The 17,573-nt window shown below is 71.5% G+C and carries 12 protein-coding genes; 8 read left to right on the top strand and 4 right to left on the bottom strand.

Features of this window, described 5'->3' with window-relative positions:
* Positions 1–132 precede the first annotated feature (132 nt).
* The 8 genes from AC07FJ_RS09875 (at position 133) to AC07FJ_RS09910 (ending at position 10,620) form a co-directional block, all read left to right on the top strand.
* Positions 133–3,774 (top strand): sensor histidine kinase, encoded by a 3,642-nt coding sequence (locus AC07FJ_RS09875; protein ID WP_479047201.1) that lies wholly within the window; start codon positions 133–135, stop codon positions 3,772–3,774.
* Positions 3,775–3,783: 9 nt separating this feature from the next.
* Positions 3,784–4,197, top strand: a complete 414-nt coding sequence (locus AC07FJ_RS09880) for a roadblock/LC7 domain-containing protein (RefSeq protein ID WP_361419743.1) — start codon at positions 3,784–3,786, stop codon at positions 4,195–4,197.
* Between the two features lie 147 nt (positions 4,198–4,344).
* Complete coding sequence (locus AC07FJ_RS09885; RefSeq protein WP_479047203.1) at positions 4,345–4,752, top strand: DUF742 domain-containing protein; 408 nt, start codon at positions 4,345–4,347, stop codon at positions 4,750–4,752.
* Positions 4,733–5,323 carry a GTP-binding protein gene (locus tag AC07FJ_RS09890; RefSeq protein WP_479047206.1) on the top strand — a complete coding sequence of 197 codons (591 nt, stop codon included), beginning with the start codon at positions 4,733–4,735 and terminating at the stop codon, positions 5,321–5,323. Before AC07FJ_RS09885 ends, AC07FJ_RS09890 begins: the two co-directional genes overlap by 20 nt.
* A 351-nt stretch (positions 5,324–5,674) precedes the next feature.
* Positions 5,675–8,956, top strand: a complete 3,282-nt coding sequence (locus AC07FJ_RS09895) for a sensor histidine kinase (protein WP_479047208.1) — start codon at positions 5,675–5,677, stop codon at positions 8,954–8,956.
* A 10-nt stretch (positions 8,957–8,966) separates the two neighbouring features.
* The gene (locus AC07FJ_RS09900) at positions 8,967–9,380 is read left to right on the top strand and encodes a roadblock/LC7 domain-containing protein (protein WP_030980891.1); all 414 of its coding nucleotides are present in this window, start codon (positions 8,967–8,969) and stop codon (positions 9,378–9,380) included.
* A gap of 99 nt (positions 9,381–9,479) precedes the next feature.
* Entirely contained in the window at positions 9,480–10,058 is a 579-nt protein-coding gene (locus tag AC07FJ_RS09905) for a DUF742 domain-containing protein (RefSeq protein ID WP_468285208.1), read from the top strand.
* Positions 10,039–10,620, top strand: coding sequence for a GTP-binding protein (locus AC07FJ_RS09910; RefSeq protein ID WP_069978110.1), 582 nt, complete (start codon positions 10,039–10,041; stop codon positions 10,618–10,620). Before AC07FJ_RS09905 ends, AC07FJ_RS09910 begins: the two co-directional genes overlap by 20 nt.
* 139 nt (positions 10,621–10,759) lie before the next feature.
* Here the strand turns inward: AC07FJ_RS09910 and AC07FJ_RS09915 are convergent, their stop codons facing one another.
* The 4 genes from AC07FJ_RS09915 to AC07FJ_RS09930 form a co-directional block, all read right to left on the bottom strand.
* Positions 10,760–10,957, bottom strand: a complete 198-nt coding sequence (locus AC07FJ_RS09915) for an acyl-CoA carboxylase subunit epsilon (protein ID WP_479047211.1) — start codon at positions 10,955–10,957, stop codon at positions 10,760–10,762.
* 19 nt (positions 10,958–10,976) lie between these two features.
* The gene (locus AC07FJ_RS09920; RefSeq protein WP_361418503.1) at positions 10,977–12,560 is read right to left on the bottom strand and encodes an acyl-CoA carboxylase subunit beta; all 1,584 of its coding nucleotides are present in this window, start codon (positions 12,558–12,560) and stop codon (positions 10,977–10,979) included.
* Positions 12,561–12,712: 152 nt separating this feature from the next.
* Positions 12,713–15,061, bottom strand: coding sequence for a polysaccharide lyase 8 family protein (locus AC07FJ_RS09925; protein WP_479047214.1), 2,349 nt, complete (start codon positions 15,059–15,061; stop codon positions 12,713–12,715).
* 43 nt (positions 15,062–15,104) lie between these two features.
* On the bottom strand, positions 15,105–17,519 hold the full coding sequence (locus tag AC07FJ_RS09930) for a polysaccharide lyase 8 family protein (protein WP_479047217.1): 2,415 nt from the start codon (positions 17,517–17,519) through the stop codon (positions 15,105–15,107).
* Positions 17,520–17,573 lie beyond the last annotated feature (54 nt).

Consider the following 17,573-nt stretch of genomic DNA (forward strand, 5'->3'; position numbering starts at 1 on the left):
GCCGGTCACTCACGACCACCATGGAGCGCGACTCGCGCTCCACGACGCCGACATCGTCCTCTCCGTTCACGCGGAGGGACGCCTGGTCCAGAGGTTGCGACGCTAGTGCAGGGACGTTTCAAGAGGGATGGCATGGGGTCTCCCCCGGCCCGCAAGGGCCGAGGGGAAGCTGCGGCGGAGCAGGAGCCGCGCGGCGGGACCGACCGCGGCTCCTCACCCCAGCGCACCCAGAACCCCGGACAGGCGGCCGCCGGTGACGGCGCCGGCCGCGGGAGTGCCGCACCGGGCGGCTCCGAGTCCCCGGCCGCTCCGAAGGGCAAGGGTGTCAAGGGCACCAAGGCCGCGAAGGGCGCCAAGGGCAAGGGCGCCGGGCCGAGTGACGCCGGCTCCCGAATAGCCCTGCGCAACTGGCGCATCAGCACCCGTCTCGTCTCCCTGCTCGCCCTGCCCGTGGTCGCCGCGACCACGCTGGGTGGACTCCGTATCAACGAGTCCATGAACGACATGGAGCAGCTGGATCACATGCAGCTGCTCACCAAGCTCACCAAAGAGGCGACCGACCTCGCCCAGGCGCTCCAGGAGGAGCGCGACCTGACGGCGGGCCCGCTCGCCAACCGCACCGACGCGGACGGTCCGATTAGCTCGGACTACAAGATCACCGAGAAGCGCAAGACGGCCGACCTCGCGCAGAAGGCCTTCCTGGACGCCACCGAGGAGATCGGCGACACCCAGGACGACGAGGCCCTGCAGTCGATCCGGTCGAACGTGAACCAGATCGCCACCCAGGTGATCACCCTCGGGGACATCCGCAAGGACGCCTACAAGGACGGCGTGCAGCACTCGCAGACGGTCGAGCGCTACAGCCGGCTGATCGAGTCGCTGCTGAGCCTCTCCCAGGACATGGCCCAGGCGACCAGCAACCCCGACATGATCAAGCGCACGCGTGCGTTGGCGGCGTTCTCGTCCGCCAAGGAGTACGCGTCCATCCAGCGCGCGATCATCGCCGCCGCGCTGCCGAAGAGCGACCGGGAGAAGGGCAACCTCAACCCGAACGACCGCCTCTACGGCCAGGCCGCCCGCAGCAACGAGCGCGCGGCCCTGCAGTCCTTCCAGGCGATCTACTCGTCCTCCGGCGGCGACGCCACGGACCTGCTGGCCCCGCTCAACACCGGCAACCCCAACATCGTCGAGGCCGACAAGTACGCGGACCGCGTGCTGAACGACGCCAGCGGCATGGAGACCCAGCCGCCGCGCGGTTACCTGGACTGGACCGACGAGTACGACTCCAAGATCCAGGCCATGAAGCGCATCGAGTTCCAGCTCCTCGGCGAGATGGACACCAAGGCCCGTGAGCTGCGCCAGGAGGAGCAGCGCGACGCCATCATCAACGGTGCGCTCATCCTGCTCGTCCTCGGCGTCTCGCTGATCGGCGCCTTCGTGGTGGCCCGCTCCATGATCCGCTCGCTGCGCCGCCTCCAGGACACCGCGACCAAGGTCGCCCAGGAGCGCCTGCCCGAGCTGGTCAAGCAGCTGTCCGAGTCCGACCCGCAGGACGTGGACACGTCCGTGGAGTCGGTCGGTGTGCACTCCCGGGACGAGATCGGCCAGGTGGCCGCGGCCTTCGACGACGTGCACCGCGAGGCGGTCCGCCTCGCCGCCGAGCAGGCCCTGCTGCGGGGCAACGTCAACGCGATGTTCACCAACCTCTCGCGCCGCTCCCAGGGTCTGATCCAGCGTCAGCTGTCGCTTATCTCCGAGCTGGAGTCGCGCGAGGCCGACCCGGACCAGCTGTCCTCGCTCTTCAAGCTCGACCACCTCGCGACGCGTATGCGCCGTAACGGTGAGAACCTGCTCGTCCTCGCCGGTGAGGAGCCGGGGCGCCGGTGGACCCGGCCCGTCCCGCTCGTCGACGTGCTCCGCGCCGCCGCGTCCGAGGTGGAGCAGTACGAGCGCATCGAGCTCGCCTCGGTCCCGGCGACCGAGGTCGCCGGCCGCGTCGTCAACGACCTCGTGCACCTCCTCGCCGAGCTGCTGGAGAACGCCACGTCGTTCTCCTCGCCGCAGACCAAGGTGCGCGTCACCGGTCACGCCCTGCCCGACGGGCGCGTGCTCGTCGAGATCCACGACACCGGCATCGGCCTCTCCCCCGAGGACCTCGCCGCGATCAACGAGCGACTGGCGTCGCCGCCCACCGTGGACGTGTCGGTCTCCCGGCGCATGGGTCTGTTCGTGGTCGGCCGCCTGTCCCTGCGACACGGCATCCGCATCCAGCTGCGGCCGTCCGACTCGGGCGGTACGACGGCACTGGTCATGCTCCCCGTGGACGTCGCCCAGGGCGGCAAGCTCCCGGGCAAGCCGGGCCAGGGCGGTCCGGGCGGCCCCGGTGGCCCCGGTGGCCAGGGCGCGATGCCGCAGGGCCCGGCCGGTGGCCGGGCGGGTCTGACCGGCGGCCCGGGTGCGGCCGGTGGCGGTCGGCCCGGCCTGCCCGGTGGTCCCGGCGGCCAGGGCGGCCCCGGTGCGGGCTTCGGCGCCGGAGCCGGTGTCGGTGCCGGTGCCGGTGCGGCGCGCGGTCAGGTGGGCGGCGCGGGCTCCGCGGGCCGGACGGCGCAGGCCGGTCAGCCCGGTCAGCCCGGCGGTCAGCAGCCTGCGCGGCAGGGCCAGCACGCCCGGCCGAACCAGCCGCAGCAGACCCAGCACCAGCAGCCGCAGCAGCCCCAGTCCCCGCAGCCGCAGGAACCGCAGCGTCAGGACGCGGGCCTCGCGGGCTCCTTCAACGGCGCCGGTGACCCCGCGACCGGGGGCATCCCGACCCGCTCGGACATCTGGCAGAACACCCAGGCCCCGCAGACGGGCGCCTCACAGGCGAACGCCCCGCAGGCCGGACCCCAGCGGGGCCGGCAGCAGGGCCAGCAGCCGGCCCGGCGCCGGCAGCAGCAGCTGCCCGGGGCCTCCGGCGGTCCGCGTGCCGAACTGCCCGGAGGCTCCCCGCAGCAGCAGCAGCCGCAGCAGGCACGCCAGCCCCAGCAGCCGGCCCAGCAGCAGCCGCAGCGCCCCTCGCGCCCGCAGACCACCAGCTGGGGCAGCGACCAGGCCCCCGTGCCCCCGCAGCAGCGGACCACGCCGCTGGACGCGCCGCGCGGCCACGAGGAGCCCGAGGCCACCGGTCAGTACGCGCTGCCGGCCGCTCCGCAGTCGGGGGACGGTCGCACGCCGCTGTACGACACGCTGGAGACCAACTGGTTCCACGGTTCCGCGCAGCAGGACGGCCGCCAGGCCCAGCAGCCGAACCAGCAGGCCCAAAACCAGCAGGCCCAGCCGCAGCAGTCCCAGCAGCAGCACCAGCAGCAGGCCCAGCAGCAGGCCCAGCAGCAGCAGGACCGGTTCGCCGCGCACGACCAGACGGTTCCCGTCCCCGTCGTACCGCAGCAGCCGGCCCAGCAGCAGCGCGCGGCCGCCCGGCCGGACGCGGCCACCACGGCCGCCTGGCGCACGTCCCCCAACGACGAACTGGTGCGCCAGGCCGAGCGGGTCCGCAAGCCCGCGGCCGGTGGCGTCACCACGTCCGGCCTGCCCAAGCGGGTGCCGCGCGCCAACCTGGTGCCGGGCACCGCGCAGGAGCAGCAGCACCAGTCCGGTCCGCAGGTCTCGCGCGCGCCCGACGACGTGCGCGGTCGGCTGACCAACCTCCGACGGGGCATCCAGCAGGGCCGCCAGGCAGGCGGCTCGACGACTGGCAGCTTCAATATCGGCCCCACTCACCCGCAGGAGCGTTAGTTGAGCCCGATGAGCCAAGCGGCGCAGAACCTGAACTGGTTGATCACCAGCTTCGTGGACAACACCCCCGGGGTGTCCCACACCGTGGTGGTCTCCGCCGACGGCCTGCTGCTGGCCATGTCGGAGGGATTCCCCCGCGACCGCGCGGACCAGCTCGCGGCCGTGGCGTCCGGACTGACCTCGCTGACCGCGGGGGCGTCCCGGATCTTCGAAGGCGGGCCGGTCGCGCAGACCGTGGTGGAGATGGAACGCGGTTTCCTCTTCATCATGTCGATCTCGGACGGCTCCTCCATGGCGGTGCTCGCGCACCCCGACTGCGACATCGGCCTCGTCGGCTACGAGATGACGCTGCTGGTCGACCGGGCCGGCAGCGTTCTGACCCCGGACCTCAGAGCCGAGCTCCAGGGCAGCCTGCTCCGTTAGCTCAACCCCGGGGCGGTACGTACTCCCTCCCCCCTCGTGTACGTACCGCCTCTCGTTCTTGTTCATTTGTCGGCCGCCCCATCCGGCCCCCCACCGGCCCCGTCACGACGGCACGCAGTGGACCTGCTGTCACGACCCGGAGGATCCATGACCCCGCCCACCGCCTCTCACGATCCGTACGGCGCGTCCTTGGACGCCGCGTACGGACACGAAGGCGATCAGCCGCTGGTCCGTCCGTACGCCATGACCGGCGGACGGACCCGGCCGCGCTACCAGCTCGCCATCGAGGCGCTGGTCAGCACGACCGCCGACCCGGCGCACGTGGGAAGCCTGCTTCCCGAGCACCAGCGGATCTGCCACCTGTGCCGTGAGGTGAAGTCGGTGGCGGAGGTGTCGGCGCTGCTGTCGATGCCGCTGGGTGTGGCGCGGATCCTCGTCGCCGACCTGGCGGAGGCGGGCATGGTGGCGATCCACCAGCCGGGCAATGGAGAGGCCGGCGGTACGCCGGACGTGACGCTGCTGGAAAGGGTGCTCAGTGGACTTCGCAAGCTCTAGCGGCGGCGCCGGAGGCGGCGGCCGTTCGACCACCAGCGCGAAGATCGTGGTGGCGGGCGGCTTCGGCGTGGGCAAGACCACGTTCGTCGGTGCCGTCTCGGAGATCAACCCGCTGCGTACCGAGGCCGTCATGACGTCCGCGTCCGCCGGAATCGACGACCTCACCCACACCGGCGACAAGACCACCACGACCGTGGCCATGGACTTCGGCCGCATCACCCTGGACCAGGACCTGATCCTGTACCTCTTCGGTACCCCCGGACAGGACCGCTTCTGGTTCATGTGGGACGACCTCGTCCGCGGCGCCATCGGCGCCGTCGTCCTGGTGGACACCCGCCGCCTCGCCGACTGCTTCCCCGCCGTCGACTACTTCGAGAACAGCGGGCTCCCCTTCGTCATCGCCCTCAACGGCTTCGACGGCCACCAGCCGTACACCCCCGACGAGGTCCGCGAAGCCCTCCAGATCGGCCCCGACACCCCCATCATCACCACCGACGCCCGCCACCGCGCCGACGCCAAGAGCGCCCTCATCACGCTCGTGGAACACGCACTGATGGCACGGCTCAAGTAGGCGTGGATATACGGTAGTTGTCGTAGACATCCAGTGAATGGAGAGCGGGTCGGCATGTGTCCTGGGACACGGTCGGCCCGCGCAAACATAACGTTTCGACAGAGAATTGGGGCGCGCCGGACACGACCCGCGTTCGCGCGGTGCCGCTGCGCTCACGTGAGCCCCGCCTTTTGGCGGGGCTCGCTCTTTATGCCCGTTTTATCGGGGGTCTGGACCAGTGACGGCGGCCGAATCCCGCTGTTTGGAACGCGGCGGCTTTACGTGCTGCAATGCGACGAACTCCCGAGTAGTACGGCCCTGAACAGAAAAACGGCACAACGTAGGTGCCGGCGCCGAGAGGTTGTTGGTCGAGTGAGGCGAAGCAAGAACAGCGCCGCGGAGCAGCAGGCGCGGGGAAACTTCACCCCGCCCGCGCGCACTGCGGTGCCGCCTGCCGATGCGCCCGGAACACCGTCGGACGGCCCCGCCGCCGGCACCGGCAGCACAAGCAAGTTGTCCCCGCGCAACTGGCGGGTGCCGACCAGGCTGAACGCGATCCTCCTCATACCCGTGCTGGTCGGCCTCGTCATGGGCGGCTTCCAGGTGAAGTCGTCCATCGACACCTGGAACGAAGCCCAGGACGCCGAGAAGACGGCCCTCCTCGTGCGCGCCGCCTCCGAGTACGGCGGGGCCCTCCTCAACGAGCGTGACCTCACCGCCGCGCCCCTGCTGACCGCGAAGAGCGCCGAGGACCGCGAGGCCGCCCCGGTCAAGGAGGCGTACGCCAAGACCGACGCCGCCAAGGCGAAGTTCGACGCCGCCGTCCAGAACATGCCCGACGACCCGGGCCTCCAGCGTCGTCTGAAGCTCTTCCGCGCGGAGGAGCCCACCCTGGAGCAGCTGCGCGAGACCGCGTACACCAGGGCCATGGACCCGACGAAGACCGAAGAGGGCTACGTCAAGGTCCAGCACTCGCTGATGGAGTTCGCCAACGAGCTGGGCCTCGGTACCGGCAACGTCACCGCCTACGGCCGTACGGTCTACGCCATCCAGCTCGCCAAGGCCGCCGAGTCGCTGCAGCGCTCCATCGGCATGCACCTGCTGACCCGGCCGAGCAAGGACGACGCCACCTTCGCCGAGCAGTCCGTCGCCTTCAACTCGTACAACTACCTGGAGCAGATCGCCCTCGGCGAGTACGTCTCCGGCGGCACCGCCGAGGACCAGGAGAAGCTGGTCCAGGTCATGACGGGCAAGGCGACCGAGGGCGCCAAGCGGCTCAAGGAGGCGGGCCTCGACCCGCCCCAGGACAAGCAGGGCTCCGTCTTCGGGGGCATGGCCGCCGAGATCGGCAAGGCCAAGGACGCCGATGCCATCAAGGACCTGCGGGAGAAGCACATCACTCCCGAGACCTGGATGGGCGCCGCGACGGCGAAGTTCGAGGGCTACAGCGAGATCGAGTCCGACCTCGTCACCAAGGCCGTGGAAGAGGCCGAGAACATCTCCGCCGACGCCCAGACGGACGCGTTCGTCACCGGTGGCATCGTCGTGATCGCCCTCCTCGCCGCGTTCATCCTCGCCGGGATGATGGCCCGCCAGATGAGCACATCGATGCGCCGGCTGCGTACCGCCGCCTTCGACGTCGCCGAGCAGCGCCTGCCGATGCTGGTCGACCAGCTCTCGCGCACCGACCCGGGCCGCGTGGACACCCGCGTGCAGCCCATCCCGATCAACTCCCAGGACGAGATCGGCGAGGTCGCCCGCGCCTTCGACCAGGTCCACCGCGAGGCCGTCCGGCTCGCCGCCGAGCAGGCCCTCCTGCGGGGCAACGTCAACGCGATCTTCACCAACCTGTCGCAGCGCAACCAGTCGCTGATCGAGGGCCAGCTGACCCTGATCACCGACCTGGAGAACAACGAGGCCGACCCGGACCAGCTGGAGAACCTCTTCAAGCTGGACCACCTGGCGACCCGTATGCGCCGCAACGGCGAGAACCTCCTCATCCTCGCGGGCGAGGAGCCCGGCCGCCGCTGGAACCAGCCGGTTCCGCTGGTGGACGTCCTGCGCGCCGCCTCCTCGGAGGTGGAGCAGTACGAGCGCATCGAGCTCACCGGCGTACCCGAGTCGGAGATCCACGGCCAGGCCGTGACCGACCTCGTGCACCTGCTCGCCGAGCTGCTGGAGAACGCCACCACGTTCTCCTCGCCGCAGACCAAGGTCCGCGTCACCGCGACCCGTCTGCCCGACGGCCGCGTGATGATCGAGATCCACGACAAGGGCATCGGCCTGACCGCCGAGGACTTCGCGGACATCAACCACAAGCTGGCGAACCCGCCGACCGTCGACGCCGCGATCTCGCAGCGCATGGGCCTCTTCGTGGTCGGCCGCCTCGCCGACCGGCACGGCATCCGCGTCCAGCTGCGCCCCTCGGGCGAGCAGGCCGGTACGACGTCGCTGGTCATGCTCCCGGACGCGATCACCCACGGTGGCGGTGGCGACCCGGCGATGGAGGACGACTTCACCGTCTCCCAGATCATCCCGGAACAGCAGGCGTACGAGGCCGCCCCGGTGCGTACGGCGGCGGAGCTGGGCTTCGACGACTCGCGCTACGAGCAGGGCTCGGGCCAGGACACCGCGCTGGACCCGGTGGGCCGCTCGCTGATGCGCGAGGAGCGCCGTGCGGCGCTGGGCGCGCAGCTGTTCCGCGACGAGTCCGACCAGCAGCCCCAGGGCGCCTACGGGCAGCCCCAGGAGGCGTACGAGCCGCAGCGCGACCCCTACGAGGCGCAGCGCGAGCAGCAGCAGTACGACCAGCAGTACGACCAGCAGCAGCAGGCGTACGAGCCGCAGGCCGCGTACCCGCAGAACGGCTACGACCAGTTCGGCGGTCAGGAGTACCCGACCGGCGAGTACGCCACGGGTGAGTACGCGACCGGTGAATACGCCACGGGCGAGTACCCCGAACCCGGCTATACGGAATCGGTGTTCCCGGACCGGGACGGTCAGCAGCAGCAGTACGACGGCTCCTTCGAGACCAGTGCCCACCAGGGCGACTGGCCGGATCAGGGTGCGTACGCGGGCGGCTACGAGGAAGCGTTCGGTACGGAATCGGAATCTGCGCAGGACGGTCACACGAACGGCCCTGAGCGCGTAGGCTTCTCCTCGGGTCCCGCCCCGAGCAACGGACACGAGCTGACCGACGCCGGTCTGCCGCGCCGTGGCAGCAGCGGCCAGCAGCAGCCCACGCGGCAGCAGGCTCCGCAGCAGCAGGACCGGTCGCAGGAGCGGTCGCAGCAGCAGGCGCAGCAGACTCCGCAGCAGCAGGGTTCGCAGCAGCAGGCTTCGCAGGGCGAGGACGGTTCCGAGAGCTGGCGTTCGACGAACGACGAGCGCTGGCAGCGGGCCGAGAAGCTCCGCAAGCCCGCGGCCGGCGGGGTCACCCCCTCCGGACTGCCGCGGCGGGTACCCAAGGCCAATCTGGTCGAGGGCAAGGCAGAGCAGACCCCGCAGGGCGGCCCACAGGTCTCCCGCGCCCCTGAGGACGTGCGAGGCAGGTTGAGCAACCTGCGCCGCGGCGTCCAGCAGGGACGCAACGCGGGAACGGACACGAACGGACCGGGCCTCGGCCCGGGTAGCACCTACAACCAGGAGCGTTAGTGTGAGCCCGATGAGCCAGGCGGCGCAGAATCTGAACTGGTTGATCACCAACTTCGTGGACAACACCCCCGGGGTGTCCCACACGGTGGTGGTCTCCGCCGACGGACTCCTGCTGGCGATGTCCGAGGGTTTTCCCCGTGACCGTGCCGACCAGCTCGCCGCCGTCGCCTCCGGACTGACCTCGCTGACCGCGGGGGCGTCCCGGATCTTCGAAGGCGGTGCGGTCAACCAGACCGTGGTGGAGATGGAGCGCGGCTTCCTCTTCATCATGTCGATCTCGGACGGCTCCTCGCTGGCCGTCCTCGCCCACCCGGACGCCGACATCGGTCTCGTCGGCTACGAGATGGCGCTTCTGGTCGACCGTGCGGGCACTGTCCTTACCCCGGATCTGCGGGCGGAACTCCAGGGAAGTCTTCTCAACTAGCAGACGGACCGTGCGTTTATCGCCACCGCGCCATAAGGTGCGGTGGCGCGGGTCCACAGGGACATGGACCGGCGAACGGTAGTCGGAGGAGGAAGAAACGTGGCAACACCCCCGGGCGGACACCACCCATACGACGGTGCGCATCAGTCACAGGGTGAGGCAGGCCAGAACCGCTTCAACTTCCCTTCGGCGCCGAGCGGACACGGCACCCAGCAGCCCTACCAGGGACCTCCGTCGTACGTACAGCCGCAGGCTCCGCGCATCCAGCCGGGGCAGCAGCGGCGCAGGGGCCCGCAGTCGGGTTCGGCCTCGTCGTCGGGCTCCGCGGGGAACACCCACAATCCGTTGGTCCGTCCGTACGCCATGACCGGCGGCCGGACGCGGCCGCGTTACCAGCTCGCCATCGAGGCGCTGGTGTCGACCACGGCCGATCCGTCGCGGCTGCAAGGGCAGTTGCCCGAGCACCAGCGGATCTGCCGGCTGTGCTTCGAGATCAAGTCGGTGGCTGAGATCTCGGCGCTTCTCTCCATCCCCCTCGGCGTTGCCCGGATCCTCGTCGCCGACCTGGCGGAGGCCGGACTTGTCGCCATCCACCAGCCCGGCGGCGACGAGTCCGCCGGCGGCCAGCCAGACGTGACACTGCTCGAAAGGGTGCTCAGTGGACTTCGCAAGCTCTAGCGGCGGTGCAGCCCGCTCAACCACCAGCGCGAAGATCGTGGTGGCGGGCGGCTTCGGCGTGGGCAAGACCACGTTCGTCGGTGCCGTCTCGGAGATCAACCCGCTGCGTACCGAGGCCGTCATGACGTCCGCGTCCGCCGGAATCGACGACCTCACCCACACCGGCGACAAGACCACCACGACCGTGGCCATGGACTTCGGCCGCATCACCCTGGACCAGGACCTGATCCTGTACCTCTTCGGTACCCCCGGACAGGACCGCTTCTGGTTCATGTGGGACGACCTCGTCCGCGGCGCCATCGGCGCCGTCGTCCTGGTGGACACCCGCCGCCTCGCCGACTGCTTCCCCGCCGTCGACTACTTCGAGAACAGCGGGCTCCCCTTCGTCATCGCCCTCAACGGCTTCGACGGCCACCAGCCGTACACCCCCGACGAGGTCCGCGAAGCCCTCCAGATCGGCCCCGACACCCCCATCATCACCACCGACGCCCGCCACCGCGCCGACGCCAAGAGCGCCCTCATCACGCTCGTGGAACACGCGCTGATGGCCCGCCTGCGGTAGGTCTTCGGGGGTTCACGGAAAGGCCCGCGCACCGAAAAGGTGCGCGGGCCTTTCCCGTGTCGGCCGTACGCCCCTGTGGGCATGGCGAAGGGCCCCGCGTTCCGTGAGGAACGCGGGGCCCTTCGTCGGTGCCGGGGTGTCAGCCCTGCCAGCTGTGCGGGGCGCGGAAGCCGGACTGGCGCTCCAGGCGGCGCCAGCCGGCCGTGGAGCGGCGGGGCTCGGTGGCCGCGTCGGCGGGCCGGGCGCCCGCGCGGGCCATGAGGATGGCGGTGATGGCGGCCAGTTCCTCGGGGTCGGCGTGGCCCTTCTCGACGCGGAGGAGGGAAGCGTTGGTCACGAAGGTCTCCTACGGGGTCTTACTGGGGCGGGTTGCCGTGCTTGCGGGACGGCAGGTCGGCGTGCTTCGTGCGGAGCATCGCCAGCGAGGCGATGAGCACGGAGCGGGTCTCGGCGGGGTCGATGACGTCGTCCACGAGACCGCGCTCGGCGGCGTAGTACGGGTGCATCAGCTCGGCCTTGTACTCCTTGACCATGCGCGCGCGCATGGCCTCGGGGTCCTCGGCGTCGGCGATCTGGCGGCGGAAGATGACGTTGGCCGCGCCCTCGGCGCCCATGACCGCGATCTCGTTCGTCGGCCAGGCGTAGGTGAGGTCGGCGCCGATGGACTGGGAGTCCATGACGATGTAGGCGCCGCCGTAGGCCTTGCGCAGGATCAGCGAGATGCGCGGCACGGTGGCGTTGCAGTACGCGTACAGCAGCTTGGCGCCGTGGCGGATGATGCCGCCGTGCTCCTGGTCGACGCCCGGCAGGAAGCCGGGGACGTCCAGCAGCGTGATGATCGGGATGTTGAAGGCATCGCACATCTGGACGAAGCGGGCGGCCTTCTCGGACGCCTCGATGTCCAGCACACCGGCCAGCGTCTGCGGCTGGTTGGCGACGATGCCGACGACCTGGCCGTCGAGGCGGGCCAGGGCGCAGATGATGTTGCGCGCCCAGCGCTCGTGGATCTCCAGGTAGTCGCCGTCGTCGACGAGCTCCTCGATGACCTTGGCCATGTCGTACGGCCGGTTGCCGTCGGCCGGGACCAGGTCGAGCAGGACGTCCGAGCGGCGGTCCGCCGGGTCGTCGCTCGTGTGCGTCGGCGGGTTCTCGCGGTTGTTGGACGGCAGCATCGACAGCAGGTAGCGCACCTCTGCGATGCAGGTCTCCTCGTCGTCGTACGCGAAGTGCGCGACGCCGCTGGTCTCGGCGTGGACGTCGGCGCCGCCCAGGCCGTTCTGGGTGATCTCCTCGCCCGTCACCGCCTTGACCACGTCGGGGCCGGTGATGAACATCTGCGAGGTGTCGCGGACCATGAAGACGAAGTCCGTCAGCGCCGGGCTGTAGGCCGCGCCACCCGCGCACGGGCCGAGCATCACGCTGATCTGCGGGATGACACCCGAGGCGCGCGTGTTGCGCTGGAAGATGCCGCCGTAGCCGGCGAGCGCGGAGACGCCCTCCTGGATACGGGCTCCGGCGCCGTCGTTCAGGGAGACCAGCGGCGCGCCGGCCGCGATGGCCATGTCCATGATCTTGTGGATCTTGGTGGCGTGGGCCTCGCCCAGCGCGCCGCCGAAGATCCGGAAGTCGTGCGCGTAGACGAAGACCGTGCGGCCCTCGACCGTGCCCCAGCCGGTGATCACACCGTCCGTGTAGGGCTTCTTGTTCTCCAGACCGAAGCCGGTGGCACGGTGTCGGCGCAGCTGCTCGACCTCGTGGAACGAGTCCGGGTCCAGGAGCAGCTCGATGCGCTCACGCGCGGTCAGCTTGCCCTTGGCGTGCTGCGCTTCCGTCGCACGGTCACTCGGGCCACGGCGGGCCTCCTCGCGCAGGGCGTGCAGCTCGGCCACACGCCCCCGGGCGTCGGTCGGCTCGCTCTGGGTTTCGTCGACAACGGTCATGTACCGACCCTACGAAGCCGACCAAGAAAATCCCGCCGTCGACTCCGTACAGTCTCCAGACTGATCTGCTGTGAGCCTTGAACAGAACCATTCGGCCGAGCGGTGGAAGTGCCAGCCCCCGGCCGCTCACCCTTGTGGGGGTCCGACAAGGGTCAGCTCACCGCCACCTCGCAGCGGTGGCCCGCCCCGGCCGTGCCCGGGGTGACGCGCAGCCGCAGCGTACGGCCGGTCGCCAGGACCTCGACGGCCGGATCACGGCCGAGGACGCGGTGGGCGGGATGGTGCCAGGTGATCTCCAGGGGTGCGCCGGTGCGCGGCGGCTCGCTGATGTGGAGGGTGGCGGTCCGGCCCCGCCGGCGGACGAGCACGCTCGCCGGGGCGGTCGCGCTGAGCGGCCCCACCGTACCGGGCTGCCAGAAGTTCGCGGCGGTCAGGCCGAGGGAGCGTACGGCGACGGCCTGCTGGGCGGCGGTGTTGGCGAGGACCTTCAGCCAGTGGGGGTCGTGCGCGCGGGCGGCGACGGTGCGCACGGCGGCGCCGGGCATCAGGACGTACGCGTACGAGGCGTCGGCCGGGTCGGTGCCGTGGTCCAGCCAGAGGGTCTGGTAGCGGCGGGTGCGGCGTTCGGTGGTGGAGGTGGTGTTGATGTCGCGCCAGGCGCCGGTGCGGTCCTCGCGCAGGGTGCGCAGCGCCGCCGTACCGTCCGGGAGGATCCAACCGCCGTGGCCTTCGAGGTGGGCCCAGTGGGTGCCGGTGGTGAGGCGCTGCGTACCGGCTTCGCCGAGGCAGCGGTTGTCGACGATCGTCTCGACGGGGACGCCGTCGGCGGCGGTGATGCCGGCGCCGAGGCAGACCACGGCGTCGGCGGCGCAGAACCAGGACTTGCGGGCGTCCAGGGTCGAGCCGAGGCCGCGCAGGTGCTGGCCGACGGCGGCGTACTCGCCGTCCGTCACCCCGCCGACCCAGCGCACGTCGGGCTTGGGCGCACCCCATTCGCCGCCCGCGCGGTCGGGGAGCCGCTTGGTCGACACGGTGGTGCCGGGGAGCCGGTACCAGTCGACGGTGGGCCAGAACCAGTCGGTGTACTGGCCGCCGGTCGAGTCGGTCCACCAGGAGAGCATTCCGGCGCCGGTGTGCCAGCCGCGCGGGTTCTCGCCGTTGCCGCACTCGTAGTACGCGATGCGGTCGGAGGCCATGGCGATGTTGGCGGCCCAGCCGGGGCGGCGGTGCACGGCTCTCGCCATGGAGGCGAAGAGGGTGTGCCCGACGGGTTCGGGCGCGGCGGGGACGGGCGAGGCGGCGACCGCGTGCAGCCGGGCGAGGTCGGCGACGCCGAACTGACCGGCGGTGAGGACCGGGGAGACGGTGTCGCGTTCGATCCAGCCCTTCACGCGCGCGTGCCAGCGGGCGCGCTCGGCGGGGCCGGCGGCGGCCGCGAGCAGCGCGATGGCGGCCATGACGCCCTGCCCGTGGTAGTGGTCGCTGCGCATCGTGCCCCGGACGTCGTTGCGGAGCAGTCCGCGGCTGATGGCGCGTCCGTTGACGCTGTCCATCATCAGGCCGTTGTAGAGGAGGGGCGCGTACGCCTTCTCGACCGAGTCCAGGACGATCTGGCGGGCGGGGTCGGTGACCTCCCACGGGGAGCCGGCGAGCAGGGCGAAGAGGCGGCCGAGGCCGTCGAGCATGACCTGTCCGTACGTGCCCGAGTACGCCACCCACGTGTGCTGCACGAAGCCGCCGTCGGCGTAGAGCCCGTCACCGGAGGTGACGTACGGGAAGACGGGCGAGAGTGCGTCGCGCGCGAGGGCGATCTTGTCGGGGCGGCGGCCGAGGACGCCGCGCAGGGCGACGGAGCGGCACAGGTCGACGCGGTTGGCGCCGGTGGAGGTGCCGCTGTAGTCGGTGAGCACCGCGTCCGGGATGAAGTGGTCGACGGCGGCGCAGGCGGCCTCGACCCGGGCCGGACCCAGCTCCTCGTACAGGGTGGCGGTGATGTCCATGAGGAGGCGGGGGCTGCCGATCTGCCACTCCCACCAGTTGCCGTAGCGGGTGGTGGAGGGGTGGTAGACGCGCTCGGAGAGGTGGTCGATGCCGCGCAGGACGTCGGCGAGGAGGCCGGGGTCGCCGGTGTGGCCGGTGCCCGGCTGGGCGTACGCCTGGGTCATGGCCCACAGGCGGTGGTAGCTCTGGGTGATGCCGGAGGGCGGGTCGAAGGGGTAGCCGGGCCACAGGGTGGTGGCGGTGGGGGCCATGGAGGCGCGGAAGCGGGCGGCGAGGTCGCCGGTCTCGGCGAGGCGGGAGGCGTACGGTTCGGCGGCCGGGTCGTAGCCGGTGCCGAGCTGGAGGCCGAGCCAGCGGCGGCGCAGCCCCTCGAAGTCGGCGTCGGCGTCGTCGGCGTGGGCGTCGGGGGCTGCTGCTGTCACGTTCCATCCCAGAGCGGTGACGCAGGTGGCGGCGGCGAGAAAGGTGCGGCGAGTCCAGTCGGGCACGTTCGGCGGCACGGGAGCCTCCCGGGGGAAGTGGTGTGGACCGGTTGAGCGCGGTTCACGCCAGTCGCACCACCGCCTTGTGGACGGCGCCCAGTGTGCCGGGCGTGATCCGCAGCGTCAGCGCGGAGCCGGTCGACAGCACCTGGACGGAGGGGTCCTTGGACACGACGGACGCCACGGCCCGGCGCCAGGTCAGGTCGATCGCGGCGCCGTCCCGCAGGGGCCCGGAGACGCACACGGTGGCGGTGTCGGCGGTCTCGCGGACGAGGACGCTCGCGGGCGCGGAGACCGTCACCGGCCCGGCCGTCCCGGCGAGCCAGAAGGTGACGCCCGTGAAGCCGAGCGCGGGCACGCGGACTCCCTGCTGGTCGTTGGTGTTGGCGAGCACCGCCGACCAGGAGGCGTCGGCGGCGCGGGCCGAGGTCTGCGCGGCCGTGGCGCCCGGCATGAGGACGTAGGCGTACGTCGCCCACGTGGGATCGGTCCCGTGGTCGAACCAGAGCGTCAGATAGCGGCGGGTGACAGGGTCCGTGCTCGCCCCCTTGTTGATGGTGGACCAGGCGCCCGTGCGTGCCTCGCGCAGCGCCTTGAGGCCGCTGGGCGCGCCCCCGGGGAAGACATACCCGCCGTGCCCGGCGAGGTGCGCCCAGCGGGCGCCGGTGAGGGCGGCGCTCCAGCCGGGGGCGGTGGACTGGGCCGCGCCGTCGACGGTGAAGCCGTGGACTCCGGCGGCGCCCAGGTTGCGGTTGTCGACGGTCGACTCGACGCGGGCTCCGTCGCGGCCGTGGATGCCGGCACCGAGGCAGATGACGGCGTCATCGAGGAAGAACCAGGACTTCTTGGCGAGGAGCGTGGAGGACAGGCCCTTGAGGTACTGGCCGACGGCGGCGTACGTGCCGTCCGTGGTCCCGCCGACCCAGCGCACGTCGGGCCGCGCCACGCCCCACGCCCCGCCCTCGGCATCGGCCAGGGCCTTGCGGGAGGCGGTGGTGCCGGGCAGCCGGTAGGGGTCGACGGTGGGCCAGAAGTCGTCGCTGTACTGGCCGTTGGCATAGGTGTCGCCCCACCAGTAGAGCATTCCGGAGCCGCTGTGCCAGGCGCGCAGGTTCTCGCCGTTGCCGTTCTCGTAGTACGTGATGCGGTGCGAGGCCATGGACAGGGCGGCGGCCCAGCCGGGGCGGCGGTGGACGGCGCGGTCCATGGCGGGGAAGAGCCGGTGGCCGACCGGTTCGGGGCTGGGGGCGGTCGGGCCGTCGGCGACGGCCTTGAGGCGGGAGAGGGCGGCGACGCCGAGGGCCGGGCTGGAGAGGAGGGGGCTGAAGTACGCGCGGGCGATCCAGCCCTTGACCATGGACTCCCAGCGCGCCTTCTCGGTGGCGGAGGCGGTGCGCGCGAGCAGCGCGACGCAGGCGATGAGGGAGTGCCCGCGCAGGTGGTCGTCCTGGCGGACCCGGCGGGTGTCGGCCTGCTGGACGCCCCGGCTGACGGCCCGCCCCGAGACGCCGTCCATCGCGAGGCCGTTGTAGAGGAAGGGCGCGTACGCCTTCTCGACGGAGTCGAGGACGACCTGCCGTCCGGGGTCGGTGACCTCCCACGCCGACCCCTTCAGCAGGGCGAAGAGGTGGGCGAGCCCGCCGAGCATCACGGCGCCGTACGACCCGGCGTACGGCACGTACAGGTGCTGGATGAAGCTGCCGTCGGCGTACAGCCCGTCGCCGGAGGTGACGTACGGGAAGACGGGCGAGAGCGCGTCGCGCGCGAGGGCGAGCTTGGCGGGGGTCTTGCCGAGGACGCCGCGCAGGGCGAGGACGCGGCACAGGTCGACGCGGTTGGCGCCGGTGGAGGTGCCGGAGTAGGCGGCGACCGCGCTGTCGGGGACGAAGTGGTCGACGGCGGCGCAGTGTGCGGCGACGCGGGCGGCGCCGAGGTGGTCGTACAGCAGGACATCGATGTCCAGCAGGGCCTGCGGGATGCCGATCTGCCAGTTGTACCAGTTGCCGTAGCGGGCCTGGGAGGCGTGGTACGCCTGGTCGTGGAGGTGGTCGAGCCCGGTGAGGATCTCGGCGCGCAGGGTGGTGTCACCGGTGAGTCCGGTGCCGGGCTGGGCGTACGCCTCGGCCATGGTGCGCAGGCGGTGGTAGCTGGTGCCCAGGTTGCCGGAGTACGCGTACGACTCGGCGTCGGTGTCCGGTTCGGGGTCGGCGTAGGGCAGGTCGGGCCACAGGGACCCGGCCGCCGGGGCCATGGCGGCGCGCAGGCCCCGGGCGGTGGTGCCGAGGTCGGCGAGCTTGGTGGCGTACGGCTCGGCGGTGGGGGTGAAGCCGGTGCCGAGGATGAGGTCGCGCCAGGTGAGGCGGAGGGTGTCGTAGGCGTCGGTGGCGGCGGGGGAAGCCGAGGGGACCGACGCGGTGAGGGGGGCGGTGAGGGGGGCGGTGGCGGCGGCGAGCAGGAGGGCGCGGCGGGAGGGCACGGGGAACCTCCGGGGAGGGGCGGTATGTCGTTGAACCCGGGACCACTCGGGTGA

This window comes from Streptomyces sp. NPDC045998, assembly GCF_056430285.1.